The following is a 22387-nucleotide window of genomic DNA, read 5'->3' as shown; positions in this document are numbered from 1 at the left end:
AAACCATCGAAATGAGGGGTCCCTTTTAGACGCCGATCACCCCGCTAACGGGGTCCTTTTTGCACGCCGATCCACAATAGCGGGCCCCAGCACGCATGTTGGCGAGACTGTCCCAAGGATTGGCGAGGCCCAACGACTTGGCCGTGCCAGGCATGATCTGCATCATGCCCATGGCCCCTGCTGGGCTCATCGCCCAGCCTTTGTAGCCGGATTCCTGGGAAATCACGGCGTCGAGAAGATTGGTGGGAATTCCGAACTCGCAAGCGGTCAATGCCATCGTTGTAAAGTGGGCTGCACGGCGTATCTCAACTTCAGGTTTCAACCACCACGTGGGAGAATAACCGCTGCCAGGGCATGCAGAGCGCAAGTGGGGTTCGGCAGATAGCTCGAAGAATTCTTGTGGATTCTGAGGGTCAGTTCCATCGGTATTTTGCCCCAAGGCTTCAAGATGATGCCGCAATGCAGCGCCAATAGGAAAGGTCGACGCATCCTTGGATTTGTCATTGAGCCCAAAATCGTTGAAGTTTGTCAACGCGGCTTCGCGAGCCTGAACCGACGGCACACAAAGCAGCGTGAGCAGTGCTGCCAATCGAAACTTGGTAAACATCACAATACACCCTTGGCCTGGCGTACTGTTCCGATGGGTTTGCGCAGAGCCAATCAAACAAACCTGCAAGCCGGTGTCAACCAACTCGAAGGCGATCTCGCTGCAGCGAATGCACATGACAGGGCGCTGAGTATGGCTGCCAAATCAGCGTAAGTCTGCGATCCGGCATTAGCGGGCCAACTGGATCGCACCCTGCATTGGCCAGTCCCGCTTATTCAAAACGGCACCGTTTTGGCGCAAGCCAATGGTCAGGACTGGATCCATATCAGCGAAGACCGATCCCGGCATCGCCAGTGGAGGTTTTCCAGTCCGCACAAAATGGCTTTCTCGAATCTTCATTTCGTGTATTTCCGAAACGACGAATCAACGTCGGGGAGATCGCCGTGAACCTTAAGTATGCCTTGGCCCTGCTGGCCGCCGCCTCACCTGCCCTCGCTGTCGCCCAGACCCCAGCCCCGGAGGCAAGCCTCAAGACGAGCGGTGAAGGCAAATATGAAGTCTGGTGCCAGATCACGCCGACTTCGGGCGACGAACAAACCCGCTATCTTGAGCCGGGCCGCGATACGCTTGCCCTCAGCCGCGTCCGCCGTGCGACTTGCAATTACAAGGCAAGCGGCGCCGGACCGGTCACAGTCACGCTGACCGGTGCCGATTGGGCCTGCCCCTTTACCGGTGCGGCCGAAGGCGCCTGCGAGAAGGCGTTCAATCGCAGCTCGTTCGGTAGCTTCGAACTGAAGCGCAAGACGCGCTGAACTTTACCGCCGCGATCAATTCTATTATCGCGGAAACATGGAAACCAAGCCCGCTGTCGCCAAACTGTCCGCCCTGGCCCACGAGGGACGCCTGAGTGCGTTCCGAATGCTGGTCCAAGCGGGCAGTCAGGGCCTGGCCGCCGGAGAAATCGCCCGGCGGCTCGGCATCCCGCCCAACACCTTGTCGGGCAGTCTCAATATCCTCAGCCATGCCGGCCTGATCGACAGCCGGCGCGAGGGCAAGTCGGTGATCTACACCGTCCAGTACGGCAGCGTTACCGATCTGCTCGGGTTCCTGATCGAGGATTGCTGTGCTGCTTCAGCGGAGATCTGCGCTCCGCTCGCCAACATCGCGCTCAAGGCCTGCTGCGAGGAAGAAGCCTGAAGCCGACGGCGCTGGCCACACATGAGAGCCGCAATGACCGAGAATATCTACAACGTCCTGTTTCTGTGCACCGGCAACAGCGCGCGCTCGATTCTGGCCGAGGCACAGATGAACAAGCTCGGCAAGGGCCGGTTCCGAGCCTGGAGTGCCGGCAGCCAACCACGCGGCGAAGTCCATCCGATGGCCCTCTCGTTGCTCGAAGGCATGGGCTACGACACCAGCCACGCCCGCTCGAAAAGCTGGGACGAGTTTGCTGGTCCCGACGCGCCGCAGTTCGATTTCATCTTCACCGTGTGCGACGATGCCGCCGGCGAGACCTGCCCTGTCTGGCCGGGCAAGCCCGTTTCCGCGCACTGGGGCATCGAGGATCCGGCCGCCGTCTCCGGGGAAGACCAGAAGCAGGCCTTCCTCCAGGCACTCCGGTATCTCTCCAACCGTATCAGCCTGTTTCTCGCTCTGCCTCACGGCAGCATCGAGGCGATGGCACTGATCAACCACCTTTCGGAGATCGGCCGCGCGGAAGGCGCGAGCCCGGGAGCCGCGTCATGACCAGCGATATCGTCATCTACCACAACCCCGAATGCGGCACGTCGCGCAATGCGCTGGCGATGATCCGCAATGCGGGGATCGAGCCGCACGTCATCGAGTACCTGAAGACTCCGCCCTCACGCCCGCTGCTCGAGAGCCTGATCGAACGAGCAGGGATCGGCGCTCGCGCCCTGCTGCGCGAGAAGGGAACGCCCTTTGCCGAACTCGGCCTCGATAATCCCGAGCTAAGCGATGCCCAGCTGGTCGATGCGATGATGGAGCTTCCGATCCTGATCAACCGCCCGATCGTCGTCTCCCCGCTCGGGGTGAGGCTGTGCCGTCCTTCCGAGGCAGTCCTCGACCTCATCCCAGCGGCGCAGCAGGCTGCTTTCTCCAAGGAAGACGGCGAACAGGTGATCGATGCCGCCGGCAATCGTGTCAGCGCTTGAGCAAGGAAACCTGCCAATGACCGCACCGGCCAAACGCGAACGCCTCTCGTTCCTCGACCGTTATCTCACTTTGTGGATCTTCCTCGCCATGGCGCTCGGGGTCGGGCTTGGCTCCACCTTTCCCGGTCTGCCCAAGGCGATCGACAGCCTGTCATGGGGAACCACCAACATTCCCATCGCTATTGGCCTCGTACTGATGATGTACCCGCCGCTGGCGCGGGTACGCTACGAGGAGCTGCCGCGCGTGTTCGAGGACAAGCGCGTATTGGCGATCTCGCTCATCCAGAACTGGATCATCGGCCCGGTGCTGATGTTCGCGCTGGCGGTCACCTTCCTCAGCGACAAACCAGAATACATGACCGGTCTGATCCTGATCGGCCTTGCCCGCTGTATTGCGATGGTCATCGTCTGGAACCAGCTCGCCAAGGGCGACAACCAGTATGTCGCCGCGCTGGTCGCGTTCAACTCGATCTTCCAGATCCTGTTCTTCAGCATCTACGCCTGGTTCTTTCTCGCCTTCCTGCCGCCGCTGTTCGGGCTTGAAGGCAGCGTCATCCAGGTCAGCTTCTGGACCATCGCCCAAGCCGTGCTGATCTATCTCGGCATACCGTTCCTCGCCGGGTTCCTGACCCGCAAGTGGCTGACGGCAGCCAAGGGCAATACCTGGTACGAAGGCACCTTCCTGGCGAAGATCGGACCGGTCACGCTGATCGCGCTGCTGTTCACGATCATCGCGATGTTCAGCCTCAAGGGCAACGAGATCGTCACACTGCCGGGCGACACCCTGCGCATTGCCATTCCGCTGACGATCTACTTCGTGATCCAGTTCTCGATCAGCTTCTTCATGGGCAAGCTGATCGAAGCGGACTATCCGCGCACCACCGCCGTTGCCTTCACCGCCGCAGGCAACAATTTCGAGCTTGCCATTGCCGTCGCCATCGCCGCCTTCGGCCTTGCCTCGCCGGTGGCCTTCGCCGCGGTGATCGGTCCGCTGGTCGAGGTTCCGGTGCTGATCCTGCTGGTCAATGTCGCCTTCTGGTTCGGGCGGCGCTGGTTCCCTGCGACCGTGCAGGCGGGGGTATAACGATGACCGAGCCGACCTTCTCACGCCTACGGGTGCTGAGCGAGCCTGATCACCTGCCGGCGCTCAAGCCTGAATACGCCCACCGTCAACCGGCGCTCGGCCTTGGCGAACAAGAGCCGCGCCCCCGCATCCTGCTGCTCTACGGCTCGCTGCGCGAGCGGTCCTATTCGCGTCTCGTCGTCGAGGAAGCGGCTCGCCTGCTGCAATTCTTCGGCTGCGACACCCGGATTTTCGACCCTTCCGACATGCCCTTGCCCGATCAGGTCGCCGGTGATGATCATCCCGCAGTGCATGAACTGCGCGAACACTCGCTGTGGTCAGAAGCTCAGGTCTGGTGCAGCCCGGAGCGCCACGGCCAGATCACTGGGATCATGAAGACCCAGATCGACCATTTGCCCCTGGCGATGAAGGGCCTGCGGCCAACGCAAGGCCGTACACTTGCGGTGATGCAGGTCAGCGCGGGCTCGCAATCGTTCAACTCGGTCAACACCCTGCGGATCCTAGGCCGCTGGATGCGGATGTTCACCATCCCCAACCAGTCGAGCGTCGCCAAGGCCTACGAGGAATTCGACGAGGCTGGCCGGATGAAGCCTTCGAGCTACTACGACCGGATCGTCGACGTCTGCGAGGAACTGGTCCGGTTCACGGTGCTCCTGCGGCCCCACGGTGACCAGTTGGTCGACCGTTATTCCGAGCGGGTCGATGCAGACCGTCCGGTGATCGCCTGTACGCCGATCCTGGCGTCAATCGCTGCGTCAGGCGACGTTTCTGCCTGACGGCGCGAGGGTATGAGCCATCGGCCCGTCCACTCCCGCGTTTCACCTTTTTCTAGCTTGAGGTTCCGCAATGTCCGACCGCCCCTTTAGCGTCTTGGTCCTCTGCACCGGAAATTCCGCGCGTTCGATCCTGGGCGAGGCAATCCTCGGCTTGCTCGGCGCAGGGCGCCTCGTTGCCTATAGTGCTGGAAGCAAGCCAAAGGGCGTTCCCCATCCGGGAGCACTTCGCCTGCTGGCCCGCAAGGGTATCGATACCGCTCCCTTCCGCTCGAAGAGCTGGCACGAATTCACCGGAGCAGATGCGCCGCCGATCGATCTGGCCATCACCGTCTGCGGTAATGCTGCAGGCGAAGCCTGCCCGGTTTTCATGGGCGCGCCGCTCAAGGCGCACTGGGGCTTGCCCGATCCCGCCGACGTCGAAGGCAACGAGGCTGAAGTCGACGCCGCCTTCGAACAGACCTGGTGCTGGCTCGAAATGCGCGTTCGCGCTTTGCTCGAACTGCCGTTTGAGGCGATGGACCGGCATGTGCTCACGAGCGAGCTCAGCCGTATAGGAATGATGGAAGGCGCCGCCTGACAAGCAGGGCGGATGACTCTCGCAGGGCCAGGATGGTAATACAGTTGAGCGCCAATTGGAGTGAAGGAGACCCGGCGACCGGAAAGGCTGCGGGGTCTCCTTCGTTCACTTGGATTTGGCGATCCTCGTCACCGTCCCTGCCTTGCCGTCCCAGTCGATCTCGAAGTCGACTTTGTCGCCGACCTTGATGCCGGAGAGCTGTTCCGGCTTCGCAGCAAACCCCATCGTCATGGCAGGCCAGCCGAGGCCGCTCATCGCCCCGTGATCGAGCGTGATCGTGCCCTTGGCGGCGTCGATCGCGGTGACTGTACCGGCCGCCATGCCGTGCTTCATGGCACCGGCCATTGGCATGTTCGCCATCTTGCCGGACATCATGCTGGCGCTCGGCGCGGGTTCTGGAACTTCGGCCTTCTTCTGGCAGGCGGTCAGAGAGGTCACGAGCGCCAAGCTGGATGCAATGATCAGGGTCTTCTTCACTTCACTTCTCCTTCGGATTGAACTTGGGATTGGGAACGGCGGCGCATCAAGAGGTAGGCCGCCGGGATGACGAGCATCGAGAACAGCGGCGCGGTGAGCATGCCCCCGACCATGGGCGCGGCGATCCGGCTCATGACCTCCGAACCGGCGCCGCTGCCCATGAGCACCGGGAGCAGACCGGCGAGGATCACCGCGACGGTCATAGCCTTGGGTCGTACGCGCAGCAGCGCGCCTTCGCGCACGGCATTGATGACATCGCCGTCAGTTTGCGCTTCCAATGCCTGCTTGAGGTAGATCAGCATCACCACGCCGAACTCGGCGGCGACGCCGGCGAGCGCGATAAACCCGACCGCGGTGGCGACCGACTGGTTGTAGCCCAGCCACCAGAGCAGCCACAGACCGCCGGTGAGCGCGAACGGCAGCGTGCCCATGATCAGCAGCGCCTCGTCCCAGCGGCGGAAGGTGAGGTAGAGTAGCACAAAGATGATCGCCAACGTCACCGGGATCACCAGCTTCATCCGTTCCTTGGCGCGCACCAGGAACTCGTACTGGCCGGTATAGGAAATGCTGACGCCGGGCGGGAGGGCGACATTGGTGGTGATCGCTTTATTGATGTCACCGACCAATGTCTGCATGTCGCTGCCGCGTCCATCGACGTAGATCCATGTAACGGGCCGGCCGTTCTCGCTTCTAAACATCGGCGGGCCGTCGCTGATGCGGACGCTGGCGACGGTGCCCAGTGTGATCTGTTGGCGCGAGGGGGTCAGGATCGGCAGGGCAGCCAGCTTATCGACGCTATCGCGCAGCTCGCGCGGGTAGCGCACGCTGATCGGATAGCGCGCCAGCCCTTCGACCGTTTGACCGACTGATTCGCCGCCGATCATGCCTGAGACCACCGCCTGAACGTCGGCGACATTTAGGCCGTAACGACCTGCGGCGGCGCGGTTGACATCGACGTCGATATAGCGACCGCCGGTGAGCCGTTCGGCGATGGCGGACGAGACGCCGGGGACGGCTTTCACTACGCCCTCGATTTGCTTGGCAGTGCGGTCGATCTCGGCAAGGTTCGCGCCCGCGACCTTGATTCCGATCGGACTCTTGATCCCGGTCGCCAGCATGTCGATACGGTTGCGGATCGGCGGTATCCAGAAATTGGCAAGGCCAGGCACCTTCACCCTGGCATCCAGTTCATCGCGCAGCTTTTCGGGGGTCATACCGGGACGCCACTGGTCGCGCGGTTTGAACCGGATCGTGGTCTCGAACATTTCGAGCGGTGCGGGATCGGTCGCGCTGTCGGCGCGGCCGGCCTTGCCGAACACGCTCTCGACTTCGGGCACGGTCTTGATCATGCGGTCGGTCTGCTGGAGTAGACGGCCCGCCTCGGCCGCCGAAAGCCCTGGCAGTGCCGAGGGCATGTAGAGCAGATCGCCCTCGTTCATCTGCGGCAGAAATTCGCCTCCGATTTGGCTGACCGGCCACAGGCTGCTGGCGAACACCAGCCCGGCGACCAGCAGGGTTTGTTTCGGCCGCACCAGCACCCAGTCGATCAATGGGCGATAGAGGCGCGTGAGCCAGCGGTTAAGCGGGTTAGCCTCCTCGCTCGGTATCCTGCCTTTGATCAGCAGCCCCATCAGTACAGGGATCAGCGTTATCGAGAGGAAGGCGGCGGCCGCCATCGCATAGGTCTTCGTGAAGGCCAACGGCGCGAACAGGCGGCCTTCCTGTCCTTGCAGTGTGAAGATCGGCAGGAACGAGAAGGTGATGATCAGGAGGCTGAGGAACAGGGCGGGGCCGACCTCGGCAGCCGCTGCGGTGATGAGCTTCCAACGAGTGCCCGGATCGGGCTCGCTGTCCTCGTGATCGTGTCGCCAGCGCTCGAGATGCTTGTGGGCGTTCTCGATCATGACGACGGCCGCATCGACCATCGCGCCGATGGCGATCGCAATCCCGCCCAAGGACAGGATGTTGGCGTTGAGCCCCTGCACGCGCATGACGATGAAGGCGATCAGGATGCCGAGCGGAAGGGTCAGGATTGCGACCAAGGCCGATCGCGCGTGCCACAGGAACAGCGCGCAGACGAGGGCGACGATCAGGAACTCTTCGAACAACTTGCCCGTAAGATTCTCTACCGCGCGGTCGATCAGGCCGGAACGGTCATAGGTGGTGACCAGTTCGACGCCGGGGGGCAGGCTCTTCTGGAGTTCGTCGAGCTTGCCGCGCAACCCTTCGATCACCGCGCGGGCATTCTGACCCTGGCGCATGACGATGACACCGCCGGCGACTTCGCCCTCACCGTTGAGTTCGGCAATCCCGCGCCGCATTTCAGGGCCGAGCTGGACCGTGGCGACATCGCCCAGTGTTACAGGCACGCCGCCGGCTGCAGTGCGGATCGGCACGGCGCGAAAGTCGTCGAGCGATTTGAGATAGCCACTGGCGCGCACGGTATATTCGGCGCCCGCCATCTCGACGCTCGATCCGCCGGTTTCCTGGTTTGCGCGCTTGAGCGCCTCGGCGACATCCTCGCCGGTGACCCCATAGGCCGCGAGCTTTGCCGGATCGACGACGACCTGGTATTCCCTGACCATGCCGCCGATGCTGGCGACTTCGGCGACGCCGGGCACGGTTTTGAGTTCATAACGCAGGAACCAGTCCTGTAAGGACCGCAATTGCGCCAGATCGTGCCGCCCGGTCTTGTCGACCAGCGCGTATTCATAGATCCATCCCACTCCGGTGGCATCGGGACCTAGCGAAGATCTCGCCCCTTCGGGCAGGCGGCTCTGCACCTGGCTCAGGTATTCGAGCACCCGGCTGCGCGCCCAGTAAAGATCGGTGCCGTCGTCGAACAGGACGTAGACGAAGCTGTCGCCGGTGAACGAATAGCCGCGCACCACCCGCGCACCGGGGACCGAGAGCATGGTCGAGGCGACCGGCGTAGTGACCTGGTTCTCGACAATCTGCGGCGCCTGTCCCGGCCACGAGGTGCGGATGATGACCTGCACGTCCGACAGGTCGGGCAGGGCATCGACCGGCGTAGTCCGCACCGCCGCGACGCCGATCGCGGTGAGCACCAGCGCGGCTGCGATGACCAGATTGCGTGCCCGAACCGAGGCGCGGATGATCGCGGCAATCACTTGTCACCCCCGATCGGGCGTGCCGCGACGCCGGTCAGGCTCGCTTCGGAATCGAGCAGGAACTGGCCCGAGGCGACGACTTTCTCACGTGCGGCCAATCCGGCAAGCACTTCGGTCTTGCCGCCGCCCTCCCGCCCGGTGCGGATCTCGGCCGGACGGTAGCGGCCATCGGGCAGTGCGAGCATGACCAGCGTCCGCGCGCCAGTGCGGATCACCGCTTCGCTCGGCACCAATAGCGCAGGCTTGCCGTCGCTGGCAAAGGCGACCTGAGCAAACATGCCGGGGCGCAAGCGTCCGCTACGATTTGCGAGTTCGGTGCGCACGGTTAGCGTGCGGCTGTCGGCCTGCGCGGTCGGTAGGACTGCGGTAACTCGTCCGGCGAAGCTTTCACCGGGGAAGGCAGCAAGCGTGGCGCTTGCGCTCTGCCCAATGCGCACCAGCCCGGCCTGCGCTTCGGGCACAGCGGCGTTGAGCCAGACCGTGCCGATGCCGCTGACCTGCGCAAGGCCCTGCCCCGCTGCGAGCGTCATGCCCGTGCGCACGTCGAGCGTCTGGATCACGCCCGCGATGGGCGAGCGGATCGTCACCGTGCCATTGGTCCGGCCTGAGCGCTCGACTTCACTGATCAGCGCGTCGGACATGCCCATCAGCCGCAGCCGCTGGCGCGCGGCGGCGGTGAGATCAGGCCTACCGAGCCGTTTCACCGCAAGGAACTCGCCTTGCGCGCCGCCCCATTCGGGCAGTTGCAGATCGGCGATGGGAGCACCCGCGCCAATCACATCTCCCGGCGCGCGCGCATAGACTCTGCTGACGAAACCGCCCGAGCGCGCCTGGACAATCGCCACGTCGCGCTGGTTGAAGTCGATGGCACCGGTGACCGTGAGGCCCGAGGGCAACGAGCCCATCTCCGCCGCTACCACACGCATCCCGAGGCTCTGTTTCGCGGCTGCATCCACGCTCACGCCTGGCCCGGTGTCCGGCGCAGCCTCGGCGTATTTGGGGATCGTCTTCATCCCCATCGACGAGAGCGAATTGGGATTGTCGTAGTGCTCGGCCGGCACCATCGGGTCGTACCAGTAGAGCACCTTGCGCCCCGCAGGTTCCGACCCGGCTACCGTTGCAGGCGTACCGCCTCGCTGCCCCAGCCAGTAACCTCCGCCGCCTGCAACCAAGGCCAGAGCCAGCGCACCTGCGCCCCAGCGCGCAGCATTCTTCCTGTCCAGCGTCATGGCCGAACTCCTCCATAGGTAAAATTGATCCGCACTGCGTCACGCGCGACATCCGCTTCGCGCGACAGCGCATCGACTTCGGCTTCGGCGAGGGCGAGCGACGACAGCAGCGCGCTGCCGAGATCGAGCTTGCCCGCCGCGTAGCTCGCCATGTCGAGCTCGGCCCGGCGCTTGGCGAGCGGCACCAGCACCTTTCGGGCGTTTTCGAGCCTGGCCATGTGCATCTCGTGATCGGCGAGATCGCCCTCGAGTGATGCCAGAACTTCGCGTTCAGCAGCGGTGCGCGTCAGCCGCGCCTGCGTCTCGCCGCTGAGGCTCGCCGCGATCTTCGGATCTTGCCGTCGCTTGGTGAAGAACGGCAGGTCGATGCTCACCCCCACCGAGACCATGTCGCCATAGGCGGGATCGCGGCGACCGTAGCTCGCGCTAACCCGCCAGTCCGGGTGCTTGTCAGCGCGCGCAAGGCCGGTGTCGGCTTCTGCGCCGCTGACGGCGGCATCGAGAGCCTTGAGGCGCGGCAGCAGCGGAATGCCCGCGATCAGGCTTGCCTTGTCCATTTCCGGCATCGGCGGATCGCCCACGACATCGGCATCGGGATCGCCTGTGAAGCGGGCCAACCGCGCCTTCGCCCGGACAACGTCGGCAGCAAGTTCGCTGCGCCGGTCATTGATGGCGGCACGTAACTGCTCTGGTTCGAGCGCAGCGGCCGGACGCGCAGAACCCGATGCGAGACGGGCCGAAACGGTCGATTGAAGTTCGCCCAGGGTCATGTCGAGCAGTTGCAACTGCGCCAGTCGCCGCTTGGCGTAGTAGAGATCGATCCACGCCAGTGCCGTCTCGAGCCGGACATTCTGAGTTTCGACCGCCAACTCGCCCTCGGCCATGCCGATGTCGGCAGCAGCGCGGGTGCGCTGCGCGCTGCGCTTGGCGGGATTGGGAAACGGCTGTTCGACCCCGATCCGCGTCATCGTCATGCTTTCGCGCGTGAAGCTGAACGCGGGCGGGCCGGAAACGGGAAAGTTGTCGAGGCCCACATTGAGCGTGGGATCGGGCAGGCGGCCCGCGGCGATGGCGGCCGAGCGTCTGGCCTCGACGCCTGCTGCGCCCGCCTGGATCGACGGCGCATCGCGCGTGGCACGCTCGATCGCTGCATCGAAGGTCAGTGGCTCGGCCAGCGCCGCACCGGGCACCGCCGCAAGCAGCGGCACGAGAATAATCAATCGCATGGGAATCTCCCGTTCGGAGATCACCAGGCCGATGCTCGATGAAGGCCCTGGACTGACGCGACGCCGGCGAAGGGGGCAACTCCGCCGGCGCCGCGCGCCCGGCCGTGTTTATTATCGGCTATCGGCCAGGCAATCGCCTTAGCCGGCCGACGGCGCCCGGACCTTGCCGGACATGTCCATCATGCAGCCGGACGCATCCGCCTTCATCATCGAGCAGTCGCAATTGGCCATCGTGGACCCGCTGTCCATTACCCAGACGCGCGTGCGCGAAGGCACGGTCGACTTGGGTCCGAACGAAGGCTGGCTGCGCCATTCCCAATGACCGCCTGCTGGCTCATGGGCGGAAGCAACAGATGCGGTGGCGAGGGCCGCCACGGCAGCGGCGAGCGTGATAATCGTCTTCATGGAAATAGTCCTTGGTTGAACTTGAAGGAGGCGCGCGGGCGAGCAGACATGCTCGAGGTGCGCCATGAAGTTCAGCCAAGGGTTGCGGGTGGTTCGGGTTCTGGGCCAATGTCGCGGCCGATCAGCGCGGCGACAGGCATTTGCGGTGGAGACGCCGCACGGAACTGCGGCGCGGCAGCGAAACCGAGCGGCGGGATCAGTGCCAGAGGCACCGCACAACCCATCTTTGCGATGCAATCGGGGGTCATGCCCTGGCAAGGCTTCTCGGGCTGTTGCTGCTGCTTGGCGAGGCCCATCATCTGCGCGCAATCGGCGCTCATCTGCCCGGCAGACGTGGACACCTGCTCGACTTTTACAACCGGCATGATGTGCGCGAACGCGGCCTCCTGGCCCAAAAGGCCAAGCAGTGCTCCTGCAAGCAGCAGCAGGGAGAACAAGCGTTTCACAAGGTGCTCCATAGCACATTACATCTACGCAAAGTCAATAATCGGTCATTTCTGGTGCCGACTGGAGTCTTGGCGCGAGAGCATCGATGATCTTGCAATCGGCGATCGTATCGCGGCTGCAACTGTCGAGCACTTGGCCGAGTTCGAGGCGCAAAGCGGACAGATCGGCAATCTTGCGATCGACCTCCGCCAGATGTGTACGGGCGATACCATCCACCGCCTCGCACGACCGGGTTCGATCATCCGCGAGCGTGAGCAACTCGCGCACGGCTTCCAGCGAGAAGCCGAGATCACGGGCGCGGCGGATGAACGACAGCCGGGCCAAATGCTCGCTGCCGTAGCTACGGTAATTGGCCGACGATCGTGCTGGAGAGGGCAACAGTCCAACCTTCTCATAATAGCGGACCGTCTCGACTTTCGTCGCAGTCGCGGCAGCGAGTTCGCCAATTTTCATTCCTTGACCCTGTAGTTGCTACAGGGTGTATATAGTATGCCGACTCGGAAAACCAAGGGAGAGGCGGAGCCATGTCGGACAGCTGTTGCGCCAACGCCTGTGGCAGCAAGGAAACGCTCAACGATGCGCGCTGGCGGCGGATTCTCTGGATCGCGCTCGGGCTCAACGCCGCGATGTTCGTGGTCGAAGGGGTGGCCGGTTTCCTTGCCGGTTCGCGCGCCCTGCAAGGCGACGCCCTCGATTTCCTCGGAGACTCCGCCAACTATGCGATCAGTCTCGGCGTTGCCGGACTGGCCCTCTCCTGGCGTGCCCGCGCGGCACTCGTAAAGGGCCTGACCATCCTGCTGTTCGGGTTCGCCGTTCTGGGTTCGGCCCTATGGGGGCTAATTCATGGAAGCCATCCGGAGCCCTATGCGATGGGCGCGGTCGGGGTGCTGGCGCTCGCGGTCAACCTCGGGGTTGCGCTGATGCTCTATCGCTACCGCACTGGTGATGCGAACATGCGCTCCGTGTGGATCTGTTCACGCAACGATGCGATCAACAATTGTCTTGTAATTGGAGCTGGTCTCGCTGTGCTTTGGACCGGCAGCCGACTTCCCGATATCTTCGTCGCACTCATCATGGCTGGCCTCGGGATCAGTGGAGGCCTGCAAATCGTACGGCATGCGCGCGCCGATATGCGAACGGCGATTGCATGACTTGCAGCCGATCGTTGAGCCGGCGCTTGCCGAAATTGGGACTTGCTGCTAGCCGCAAAGCCATGCGGTCGCCGCTTGTTTCTTTTCTGCTGTTGTTTGCCGTATTGTTCGGCAGTCTCGCTGCGCCCGAAACATCACATGCCGAACAGGTATTTCCTGACCACGCTGTAGCGCTCTATTCGGCGGACAGCCACGTGGATGCTGTGGGCGGCGAGAACCATTCGCAGAATGGCGGCGTTCCCTGTCACGCGCTGGTTCATCATCATTGCAGCCTTGCGGTACCAGTCGATGCGGATGTTGTGTCACTGGCGTCCATGCGTTCGGGCCAGGCGCTGAACCCTATCGTTGTCCGCCCTCTGGTTTCGCTCGCGTCCGCTCCGCCTACCGAGCCCCCTGCAGCCTGAGATCCCCAACCTGTGCCCGCGCTGGCGCCTTGTCTGGTGATTTTCAGGATGCAACTTCATGCAAAAGACTCTGTCGGGCGCGTTTGCGCCCCGGGCGCGACATAGCGCCAGGCCGAATTCGGCCCCATTGACCGCTGGCGGCCATGCCGCCCCTGCTACCCGCCCTTCAGCAGGGGCCGCTTGAGATGCGGCGGTATGTACTGATGGCCGTGCTGCTCGCTTCGAGCGGGCAGCACGTGCTTGCGCAGGCCCCCGCCGACAAAGCCCCGGAGACGGCTGTCACTCCGGCGCCCGCCTCCACGTTCACGCTGGAACAGGCGCTGACCGCGGCCGGCGCCGCCTCCCCCAGCCTGGATGCGGCCGCCGCCGAGCTTCGTGCCGCCGAGGCCGGGCGAAAAGTGGCAGGACTGCGGCCGAACCCGGAAGTTCAGGTTCAGGTCGAGAATGTCGGCGGCACCGGCGAATTCAAGGGAACGCAGAGCGCCGAAACCACGACTGCACTGGCCCTGCCGATCGAACTCGGCGGTAAGCGTTCGGCGCGCATTGCGGTTGCCGATGCCCAGACCGGCAGGACGCGCATCGAGGCGGCGATTGCTGCGGCGGATCTCAAGCTGCGGGTGACGGAGGCCTATCTGGCCGCCATCGCGGCAGAACGCCGCGTCGAAATCGCCCAGCAGGAGGCGGACTTCGCCGCGGTCGGTTTCCGGGCCGCGAGTGCGCGCGTCACTGCTGGCGCCGCCTCGCCTATCGAGCAACAGCGCGCCGACGTGCTGCGCATCAACGCCGATGTCGCGCTCGAAAAATTCAAGCGCGAAGCCGGCGTTGCCCGTGCCAATCTCGCTCGCCTGATCGGCCGGCCGGTTACCGGGCCGCTGGACCGCAGCTGGTTCGAGCGCGTCGATGATTATGGTCCGGCCATGCCGGTCAGCGCGGAAGGCACCCTCGCGTTTGCGGCAGCGGCGGGAGACCTTTCGATTGCCTCTGCACAGGTCAGGCTCGCCCGGTCGCAGCGGGTGCCTGACATCACCCTGAGCGCCGGTGCCCGAAGACTATCGGCATCGAACGACACTGCCGCAATTTTCGGGGTCTCGATTCCGTTTCCGCTGTTCAATGGCGGCAAGGCGGCGCTCGATCAGGCGACGGCGCTAGAATCCGCATCCGAAGCCCGGGGCCGTCTCGTACTCGTCGAAACCGAACAGGAGATCGCGTCGGCGCAGGCCGAGGTGGCAAATGCTGCGGCGAGTGCCAAAGCAGCTGGTGGACCCGGTCTTGCCGCGGCCTTCGAAGCCGCCCGCATCGCGGCGATTGGTTACGCCAACGGCAAGTTCGGCCAGCTCGACCTGATCGAGGCGCAGCGCACTCTTGCCGAGACCCGTTCAGCCTATGTGGATGCGCTGGTGGCCTACCGCAGCGCCCAGGCCAGACTGGCTCGTCTGGTGGAACCTGCTCCGGACCTGCGAGCCGGGCAATGACGCCGCCCCCTTTCATTTCCGACGATCGCGGAGCGCCGTGTCCGGCGCCGCTCGTCCTGAAGCATCTGGAGAATTCCAATGAATTTTGAAGACAAACGCCTTGTCGCCGGGGTCGCCGGCGCGCTCATCCTTGCTGCCGGCGGCGGATTTATGGTCGCCCGGTGGACCGGGGAAACCGCCGCTTCGACAGAACAGCCAGCCAAGGGCGAAGCCGAAGCGCCGCACGGCATGCTGACCTTGTCGGCCGAGGCCATCGGCAACGCGGGCATTGGCGTGGAGGAAATTCGCGTCGGTGGCCTCGGGTCGGAAATCGTCGGTCAGGGGATGGTCGTGCCGTCGCCAACCGGCGAGGCACTGGTGACCGCTCGGGCCGGCGGCGCGGTCACGCGCGTGTTCAAACGACTTGGCGATCCGGTGTCGGCAGGCGAGCCGTTGGCGATCGTCGAGAGCCGGGATGCCGGCCAGATCGCCGCCGAACGCACGGCCGCAGCGGCGCGCGCGAGGCTGGCCCAACAGAACCTCGCCAGGGAAAGGTATCTTTACGAGCAGAAGGTCACGGCGCGCGCCGAATATGAAGCCGCGCAGGCCGAAGCCGCCGCAGCTGCTGCCGAAGCGCGGCGCGCCCAGGCTGCCGCGGGCGCGGCCAACGTCACCAGTGATGGTCGCGGCACTGTGGTCGCCAGTCCGATTTCCGGCAAGGTCACGGCTGCGACAATCGTGCTCGGCGCATATGTGCAGCCGGAGGCCGAGCTGTTCCGCGTTGCCGATCCGCGCCGGATACAGGTGGAAGTAGCGGTCGGTCCATCTGATATGGCACGATTGGCGGCAGGCGACCGGACAGTCATCGAACTGCCGGACGGCAAGTCCGTGGAAGGCCGCGTTCGCGCTGTCACCCCCACGCTCAACGGGGAAACGCGCGCTGCGACGGCAGTCGTCGACGTGGCTGGCGGAAAACTACAGCCAGGCCTCGGTGTGCGCGTTCGCCTCTATCCCAGTGTCGGCGCTCCCAGCAACGCCATCGTCATACCCGAAGATGCGCTCCAGTCGGTCGACGGCAAGGATGCGGTTTTCGTCCGCACCAGCCAAGGCTTCCGCGCCCAAACCGTGACGATCGGCCAGCGAAGCGCCGGGAGAGTGGAAGTGCTGTCGGGACTGAAGCCCGGCCAGCTTGTCGCCACCAAGAATGCTTTCCTGCTCAAGGCCGAACTCGGCAAGGGCGCTGGCGAGGAGGAATAGGTCATGATCGCAAGTCTCATGGCGCTGTCCGTCCGCATGCGCTGGGCGATGGTGCTGTTCTTTCTCGCCGTCGCCGGAATCGGTCTGTGGCAGCTTACCCGGCTCCCTATCGATGCCGTGCCTGACATCACCAACAACCAGGTTCAGATCAATACCATCGACCCTGGCCTCTCGCCGGTCGAGATGGAAAAGCTCGTAACCTATCCGATCGAAACCGCGCTCGCAGGAATTCCCGGCCTCGAAACGACACGCTCGCTGTCACGCAACGGGTTTAGCCAGGTCACAGCTATTTTCACCGATTCAACCGATCTCTATTTTGCCCGGCAGCAGGTCGGCGAGCGCCTCACCCAAGCTGGAGAGAAACTGCCTGCGGGTGTCCAGCCACAGATCGGTCCGGTCACAACCGGCCTTGGCGAAGTGGTCATGTATACCGTCGGCTACGCCAATCCCGACGGGAAGGGCGCACGCCGGGTTGCAGGCCAGCCAGGCTGGCAGCCCGACGGCAGCTATCTGACGCCTGAGGGGCAGATGCTCACCGACGAGGTGGCCAAAGCCGGATATCTGCGCACCGTGCAGGACTGGATTATTGCGCCGCAACTCAAGAGCGTGCGCGGTGTGGCCGGTGTCGATTCGATCGGCGGCTACGCCAAGACCTTCGTCGTCGAGCCCGATCCTGTAAAGCTGACCAGCTTCGGTATTTCCTACAGCGAACTCGCCAAGGCTCTCGAAGCCGCCAATCTCGCTGTCGGGGCCAATTACTTCAATCGCGGCGGCGAGGCCTATCTCGTGCGCGCAGATGCGCGCATCCGTTCGGTCGATGAAATCCGTAATGCCGTCGTCGCTTCGCGCGCAGGTGTGCCGATTTCCGTAGGTCAGATTGCCAACGTCCGCATCGGCGGCGACCTGCGCACAGGCGCCGCCAGCATGAACGGCCGCGAAGCCGTCGTCGGGACCGCGCTCATGCTAATCGGCGAAAACAGCCGCGTCGTCGCCGAGGGAGTCGGGGACAAGCTGGCGCAGGTGGCAAAGACCCTGCCGCCAGGCATTAAGGTCGATGTCGTTCTCGACCGCGCGAAACTCGTGAACGCCACCGTCGCGACCGTCGAGCGCAATCTCGCCGAAGGCGCACTGCTGGTCGCGGCTGCGCTGTTCCTGCTTCTCGGCAATTGGCGTGCCGCGATCATCGCGGTGCTCGTCATCCCGTTCTCCTTCCTGATGATGGCGACGGGCATGAACATCGTTGGTGTACCCGGCAATCTCATGAGCCTCGGCGCACTCGACTTTGGTCTGATCGTCGATGGCGCCGTGATCATCATCGAGAACTGCCTCGCGCGCCTCGCGCACCGGCAGGAGCACGAGGGCAGGCTGCTAAGCCTGCGCGAGCGCCTCGAGGAGACACTGCGCGCAAGCCAGGAGATGATCAAGCCGACCGTCTTCGGCCAGGCAATCATCCTGCTCGCCTTTGCCCCGCTGCTCATGTTCACCGGCGTAGAGGGCAAGACCTTCTCGCCGATGGCGATCACCATCATGCTCGCGCTGGTTGCAGCCTTCGTTCTTGCGATCACGCTGGTTCCAGCGCTCATCGCCCTGCTGATCCGGGGCAAGGTGGCCGAAAAAGAAGTCTGGCTGATCCGCAAGGCCAAGGAACGCTACCTGCCGCTACTCGACCGGTCGCTCGAACGCCCCTGGCGGTTCATTGCAGCGGGCCTCGCCTTCTTCCTCGCCGCGGTGCCCGCGTTCGGCTTCCTCGGTTCGGAATTCATACCGCAGCTCGATGAGAAGAACCTCGCCCTCGCATCGACCAGGGTTCCGTCGGTCAGCCTCGAACAATCGCTCACCATGCAGCGCGGTGTCGAGACGGCTGTCACCCGCCTTCCCGAAGTCGCGCTCATGTTTTCCAAGACCGGCACCGCCGAGGTTGCGACCGATCCCATGCCCGGCAATATTTCAGACGGCTTCGTAATCCTCAAGCCACAGGACCAATGGCCCGCCGGCGTCGAGGGCAAGCCGGATGTGGTGGAACGGGTCGAGAAGGCTGCAAACGGCCAGATTGGTCAGCTCTATGAAGTCAGTCAGCCGATCCAGTTGCGTTTCAACGAACTGATCGCCGGTGTGCGCGGCGATGTCGCGATCAAGCTCTATGGCGATGATCTCGACAAGATGTCGCAAGCGGCAAACGAGATTGTTCGGGTGCTTCAATCCATCCCGGGCGCGTCGAGCGTCAAGGCCGACCAGACCGGCGGGGCGCCGACGCTCGACGTCCGCTTCGATCGTGCAGCGATCGCCCGGTACGGCCTCACCGTCGAGGAAGTGGCCGATACGGTCGCGGCAGCCATGGGCGGCCGAGAATCCGGGCTGCTGTTCGAGGGCGACCGCCGGTTCGAGATCGCGGTGCGCGTACCCGACACCACGCGCGCCAGTCTCGACGAAGTCATGGCCCTGCCGGTAATGCTGCCTGCGCAGGAGGGGCAGGCGCGCCGCTCGGTGCCGCTGAGCCAGGTGGCGCAGATCCGCTTCACCGAAGGCCTGAACCAGATCACGCGCGAGAACGGCAAGCGCCGCGTCGTGATCCAGGCCAACCTCCAGGGCCGCGATGCCGGTTCCTTCGTCGCCGAAGCTCAGGCCAAGGTTGCCGGGGTAAAGCTGCCGGCCGGCTATTATCTGGAATGGGGCGGCCAGTTCCAGAACCTTCAGGCGGCATCGCAGCGCCTCTCGATCGTCGTCCCGCTCTGCTTCGCGGCGGTCTTCGTCCTACTGTTCATGGCGCTCGGCACCCTGCGGCGCGCGTCGGCGGTCTTCCTCGCGGTCCCACTGGGTCTGGCGGGCGGGGTGTTCACGCTGATGCTGACAGGGATTGCCTTCTCGGTTTCGGCGGCGGTCGGCTTCATCTGCCTTGCCGGCGTCGCCGTGCTCAATGGGCTCGTCGTGATGACCGCCATCCGCGAAAGGATCGAGGATGGACGACCTCTGGTCGAAGCGATCCGGGAAGGCATGATCGACAAGATGCGCGCCGTGATCATGACCGGGTTTGTCCCCGCGATCGGCTTCGTGCCGATGGCCCTTGCACACGGCACCGGCGCCGAGGTGCAAAAGCCGCTGGCGACGACAGTCATCGGCGGGCTCGTCGCCGCGACCATCCTGACCCTGCTGGTTCTCCCTGCCATCGCCAGGGTCGTGCTCGGACGCAACGACGCCAACGGCGATGAAGGTCAGTTCGAACCACAGCCAATCGAAGCCCCGGCACAGTGAAGGAAGACGCCATGGACCAGTCCGTCAAGCTACTCAGAATCTATACCGACGAAGCCGCCTATATCGGCGACCGCAAGGTCTTCGAATATGTCGCCTCGCTGGCCCGCGAGCGCAGGCTCGCGGGCGCGACGGTTCTCGAAGCCCTGATCGGCTTCGGTCGGTCGGCCCATCTTCACAAGCGACACGTCCTCGAAAGCGACCGCGCCCTCCTCGTCGAGATCGTAGACGCCGAAGATCGGCTGCGAGCCTTCGCGGCGGAGATCGTCGATGTCCCCGGCATCGGCCTGGTCACCCTCGAAGCCGTCGAGGTGTTGGCGGGTGCCTTAGGTCGCGACAATCCGGACGGCGCCAATGATTGAAAAGACCAGATTCGACCTGCCGCTCGTCCTTCCCGAAGTCCGCGATGTGGCAGACCGGTGCGTGGAGCGTCTGCTGGCAGTCCTCCGGGCCCGCGACGGCGTCGAGGAAGCCCATATCAAGGTGGGCGAGGGCAAGGTTCCGCTCCTGTGCGTCCACTTCGATCGTGGGCGGCTCGACCTGCCGCGGGTCCGCTCGGCGGTCGAAGCCGCGGGCGCCGAAATTTCCTCGCGCTTCGGCCATGTGGTGCTCGATCTGGCCCGCACGATGCATCTACGCGAGGCGCGCAGACAAAGCGAGCGACTGGCCGGAACCTCCGGTGTGATCGAGTCCGGCATCAGCCCTGCCGGGGTCGTCCGCGTCGAATTCGACCGTGACCTGATCGACGATGCCGCCATCGCGCGAGTGCTGGAGGCAATGCGCCTGCGCACTGCACCGCAAGGACCAGATGAACACGCCGGGCATGACCATGCGACCGGTGAGCACGATCATGGCGGCCTGTTCGGTCCCTGGACCGAGCTGGTCTTCGCGCTCGGATGCGGCCTCATGCTCGGCCTCGGGTTCGGAATCGAGAAATTCGGCACAAGCTTGGCGGCCTCGATTCCGCTTGCGTTTTACCTCGCCGCTTACGGGCTAGGCGGGTTCTTCACGCTTCGCGAGGCCCTGGAGAACCTCAAGGCCCGCCGCTTCGAAATCGACACGCTCATGCTGGTGGCGGCAGCCGGCGCGGCCGCGTTGGGGGCCTGGGCGGAAGGCGCGCTCCTTCTCTTCCTGTTCAGCATGGGACATGCGCTCGAGCATTATGCGATGGGCCGCGCGAAGCGGGCGATCGAGGCATTGGCCAAACTCGCGCCACGGACCGCAACTGTCAGACGCAGCGACAGCGAGACGGCCGAGGTTCCGGTCGAGGAACTCGCCATCGGCGATATCGTCGTGGTCAAACCGGACGAGCGCATTCCTGCTGACGGCTTCCTGGTCAAGGGCACGACGTCGGTCAACCAGGCGCCGGTCACCGGCGAGAGCATGCCGGTCGACAAGCGCGCGGTCATGGACGATGCGGCGGCACGCGCCAATCCAGAACGCCTTGATGCGGCATACCGGGTCTTTGCCGGCACCATCAACGGCAGCGGGGCGATCGAGATCGAAGTGACGCGGATCGCCAGCGAGAGCACGCTTGCAAAGGTCGTCAAGCTGGTCAGCGAGGCCGAAACCCAGAAGTCCCCGACGCAGCGGTTCACCGACCGTTTCGAGCGCTTCTTCGTCCCGGCCGTGCTTGGCCTGTCTGGTCTCCTGCTGTTCGCCTGGGTAATAGTCGACGAGCCGTTCCGCGACAGCTTCTACCGGGCCATGGCAGTGCTGGTCGCAGCCAGTCCCTGCGCACTTGCCATCGCTACACCGAGTGCCGTGCTATCCGGCGTGGCAAGAGCGGCGCGCGGCGGCGTACTCGTCAAGGGCGGGGCGCCGCTCGAACTGCTCGGATCGCTCGATGCGATTGCCTTCGACAAGACAGGAACCCTTACCAGGGGCGAACCGCGCATTCAGGAGATCATCGCGGCGCCAGGCGTCGATGAAGACCACCTTCTCGCAATCGCAGTCGCGGTTGAAAGCCTAAGCGATCATCCTTTGGCCCAGGCGATCGCGCGCGATGGAAAGGAGCGCATCGGTGGACGGACAGTGCCGCAGGCGACCGACATCGAAAGCCTGATCGGCCGGGGTGTTTCCGCCATGGTGGATGACGAGCGGGTGCTGATCGGCAAGGCCGAGATGTTCGGAGCGGACGGCATCGCTCCGTTGTCCAGCACCGTAGCGGAAGCGATCGAGAAACTCCGTCGCGGTGGCTACACGACGATGGTGGTTCGCAAGGGGGATACAGATCTCGGCGCGATCGGTCTGTTGGACACGCCCCGGACCGGCGCACGCGAGGCTCTGGAGCGCTTGCGAGGGATAGGCATCCGCCGAATGGTCATGCTGTCCGGGGATCACCAGCGCGTGGCAGAGGCCGTCGCCAGCCAGGTCGGGATCGACGAGGCATGGGGTGACCTCATGCCTGAAGACAAGGTCACTGCGATCCACAAACTGCGAGCCAAGGCGCGCGTCGCAATGGTCGGGGACGGGGTCAATGATGCGCCGGCAATGGCCAGTGCGACGGTCAGCATCGCCATGGGCGCGGCGGGGTCGGACGTTGCGCTGGAGACCGCCGACGTGGCACTGATGGCGGACGATCTGGCGCACCTGCCATTCGCTGTCGACCTCAGTCGCCAGACCCGATCAATCATCCGTCAGAATGTGTTCGTCAGCCTCAGTGTGGTCGCTCTGCTCGTCCCAGCGACCATCCTTGGTCTGGGTATTGGTCCTGCCGTTGCAATGCACGAGGGGTCAACGCTGGTCGTGGTGTTCAATGCGCTGCGACTTCTCGCCTACCGCGACCACGGCAGAGATACCTGA

Annotated in this window: 22 protein-coding genes; 14 read left to right on the top strand and 8 right to left on the bottom strand. The window is 64.2% G+C overall.

The genetic code is table 11. The features are described 5' to 3' along the window. Positions 1–25: 25 nt before the first annotated feature. Complete coding sequence (locus tag AC3WLD_RS16480; RefSeq protein ID WP_492558062.1) at positions 26–607, bottom strand: transglycosylase SLT domain-containing protein; 582 nt, start codon at positions 605–607, stop codon at positions 26–28. Positions 608–900: 293 nt separating this feature from the next. Here AC3WLD_RS16480 and AC3WLD_RS16475 point away from each other — a divergent pair, with 293 nt between their 5' ends. From AC3WLD_RS16475 to AC3WLD_RS16445, 7 genes are all read left to right on the top strand, one after another. Further along, on the top strand, positions 901–1359 hold the full coding sequence (locus AC3WLD_RS16475) for a hypothetical protein (RefSeq protein WP_492558061.1): 459 nt from the start codon (positions 901–903) through the stop codon (positions 1357–1359). Between the two features lie 37 nt (positions 1360–1396). Further along, positions 1397–1744: an ArsR/SmtB family transcription factor gene (locus AC3WLD_RS16470; RefSeq protein ID WP_492558060.1), complete on the top strand. Its 348-nt coding sequence runs from the start codon at positions 1397–1399 to the stop codon at positions 1742–1744. 33 nt (positions 1745–1777) lie between these two features. Beyond that, positions 1778–2293, top strand: coding sequence for an arsenate reductase ArsC (locus tag AC3WLD_RS16465; RefSeq protein ID WP_492558059.1), 516 nt, complete (start codon positions 1778–1780; stop codon positions 2291–2293). Further along, entirely contained in the window at positions 2290–2721 is a 432-nt protein-coding gene (gene arsC / locus AC3WLD_RS16460; RefSeq protein WP_492558058.1) for an arsenate reductase (glutaredoxin), read from the top strand. Before AC3WLD_RS16465 ends, arsC begins: the two co-directional genes overlap by 4 nt. Positions 2722–2737: 16 nt before the next feature. Next, positions 2738–3805, top strand: coding sequence for an ACR3 family arsenite efflux transporter (arsB, locus tag AC3WLD_RS16455; RefSeq protein WP_492558057.1), 1068 nt, complete (start codon positions 2738–2740; stop codon positions 3803–3805). Between the two features lie 2 nt (positions 3806–3807). Further along, positions 3808–4581: an arsenical resistance protein ArsH gene (gene arsH, locus AC3WLD_RS16450; protein WP_492558056.1), complete on the top strand. Its 774-nt coding sequence runs from the start codon at positions 3808–3810 to the stop codon at positions 4579–4581. 70 nt (positions 4582–4651) lie between these two features. Next, on the top strand, positions 4652–5158 hold the full coding sequence (locus tag AC3WLD_RS16445; RefSeq protein ID WP_492558055.1) for an arsenate reductase ArsC: 507 nt from the start codon (positions 4652–4654) through the stop codon (positions 5156–5158). 105 nt (positions 5159–5263) lie between these two features. Here the strand turns inward: AC3WLD_RS16445 and AC3WLD_RS16440 are convergent, their stop codons facing one another. From AC3WLD_RS16440 to AC3WLD_RS16410, 7 genes are all read right to left on the bottom strand, one after another. Next, the gene (locus AC3WLD_RS16440; protein ID WP_492558054.1) at positions 5264–5635 is read right to left on the bottom strand and encodes a copper-binding protein; all 372 of its coding nucleotides are present in this window, start codon (positions 5633–5635) and stop codon (positions 5264–5266) included. After that, positions 5632–8766: an efflux RND transporter permease subunit gene (locus AC3WLD_RS16435; protein WP_492558053.1), complete on the bottom strand. Its 3135-nt coding sequence runs from the start codon at positions 8764–8766 to the stop codon at positions 5632–5634. Before AC3WLD_RS16435 ends, AC3WLD_RS16440 begins: the two co-directional genes overlap by 4 nt. Beyond that, positions 8763–9995 carry an efflux RND transporter periplasmic adaptor subunit gene (locus AC3WLD_RS16430; protein ID WP_492558052.1) on the bottom strand — a complete coding sequence of 411 codons (1233 nt, stop codon included), beginning with the start codon at positions 9993–9995 and terminating at the stop codon, positions 8763–8765. The genes AC3WLD_RS16435 and AC3WLD_RS16430 overlap by 4 nt, the downstream gene beginning before the upstream one ends. Next, on the bottom strand, positions 9992–11221 hold the full coding sequence (locus AC3WLD_RS16425) for a TolC family protein (RefSeq protein ID WP_492558051.1): 1230 nt from the start codon (positions 11219–11221) through the stop codon (positions 9992–9994). Before AC3WLD_RS16425 ends, AC3WLD_RS16430 begins: the two co-directional genes overlap by 4 nt. 138 nt (positions 11222–11359) lie before the next feature. Then, the gene (locus AC3WLD_RS16420) at positions 11360–11626 is read right to left on the bottom strand and encodes a hypothetical protein (protein ID WP_492558050.1); all 267 of its coding nucleotides are present in this window, start codon (positions 11624–11626) and stop codon (positions 11360–11362) included. 71 nt (positions 11627–11697) lie between these two features. Next, on the bottom strand, positions 11698–12072 hold the full coding sequence (locus AC3WLD_RS16415; protein ID WP_492558049.1) for a hypothetical protein: 375 nt from the start codon (positions 12070–12072) through the stop codon (positions 11698–11700). 34 nt (positions 12073–12106) lie between these two features. Further along, entirely contained in the window at positions 12107–12526 is a 420-nt protein-coding gene (locus tag AC3WLD_RS16410) for a MerR family transcriptional regulator (protein WP_492558048.1), read from the bottom strand. Between the two features lie 71 nt (positions 12527–12597). On the opposite strand from AC3WLD_RS16410, the gene AC3WLD_RS16405 reads away from it, so the two are divergent. The 7 genes from AC3WLD_RS16405 (at position 12598) to AC3WLD_RS16375 (ending at position 22387) form a co-directional block, all read left to right on the top strand. Beyond that, positions 12598–13224, top strand: coding sequence for a cation efflux transmembrane domain-containing protein (locus AC3WLD_RS16405; RefSeq protein ID WP_492558047.1), 627 nt, complete (start codon positions 12598–12600; stop codon positions 13222–13224). Between the two features lie 62 nt (positions 13225–13286). Then, positions 13287–13628: a hypothetical protein gene (locus AC3WLD_RS16400; RefSeq protein WP_492558046.1), complete on the top strand. Its 342-nt coding sequence runs from the start codon at positions 13287–13289 to the stop codon at positions 13626–13628. Between the two features lie 203 nt (positions 13629–13831). Beyond that, entirely contained in the window at positions 13832–15100 is a 1269-nt protein-coding gene (locus tag AC3WLD_RS16395; protein ID WP_492558045.1) for a TolC family protein, read from the top strand. A 78-nt stretch (positions 15101–15178) separates the two neighbouring features. Continuing rightward, positions 15179–16336 carry an efflux RND transporter periplasmic adaptor subunit gene (locus AC3WLD_RS16390; RefSeq protein WP_492558044.1) on the top strand — a complete coding sequence of 386 codons (1158 nt, stop codon included), beginning with the start codon at positions 15179–15181 and terminating at the stop codon, positions 16334–16336. A 3-nt stretch (positions 16337–16339) separates the two neighbouring features. Next, entirely contained in the window at positions 16340–19585 is a 3246-nt protein-coding gene (locus tag AC3WLD_RS16385) for an efflux RND transporter permease subunit (protein ID WP_492558043.1), read from the top strand. A gap of 11 nt (positions 19586–19596) precedes the next feature. Continuing rightward, positions 19597–19944: a DUF190 domain-containing protein gene (locus AC3WLD_RS16380; RefSeq protein WP_492558042.1), complete on the top strand. Its 348-nt coding sequence runs from the start codon at positions 19597–19599 to the stop codon at positions 19942–19944. Further along, a complete protein-coding gene (locus tag AC3WLD_RS16375; protein WP_492558041.1) occupies positions 19937–22387 on the top strand; it encodes a heavy metal translocating P-type ATPase in 2451 nt (816 codons plus the stop codon). The genes AC3WLD_RS16380 and AC3WLD_RS16375 overlap by 8 nt, the downstream gene beginning before the upstream one ends.

The organism is Novosphingobium sp. FW305-C-111, from assembly GCF_058783565.1.
The sequence above is the reverse complement of the archived record's forward strand: the minus strand, read 5'-3'. Positions and strand labels throughout refer to the sequence as shown.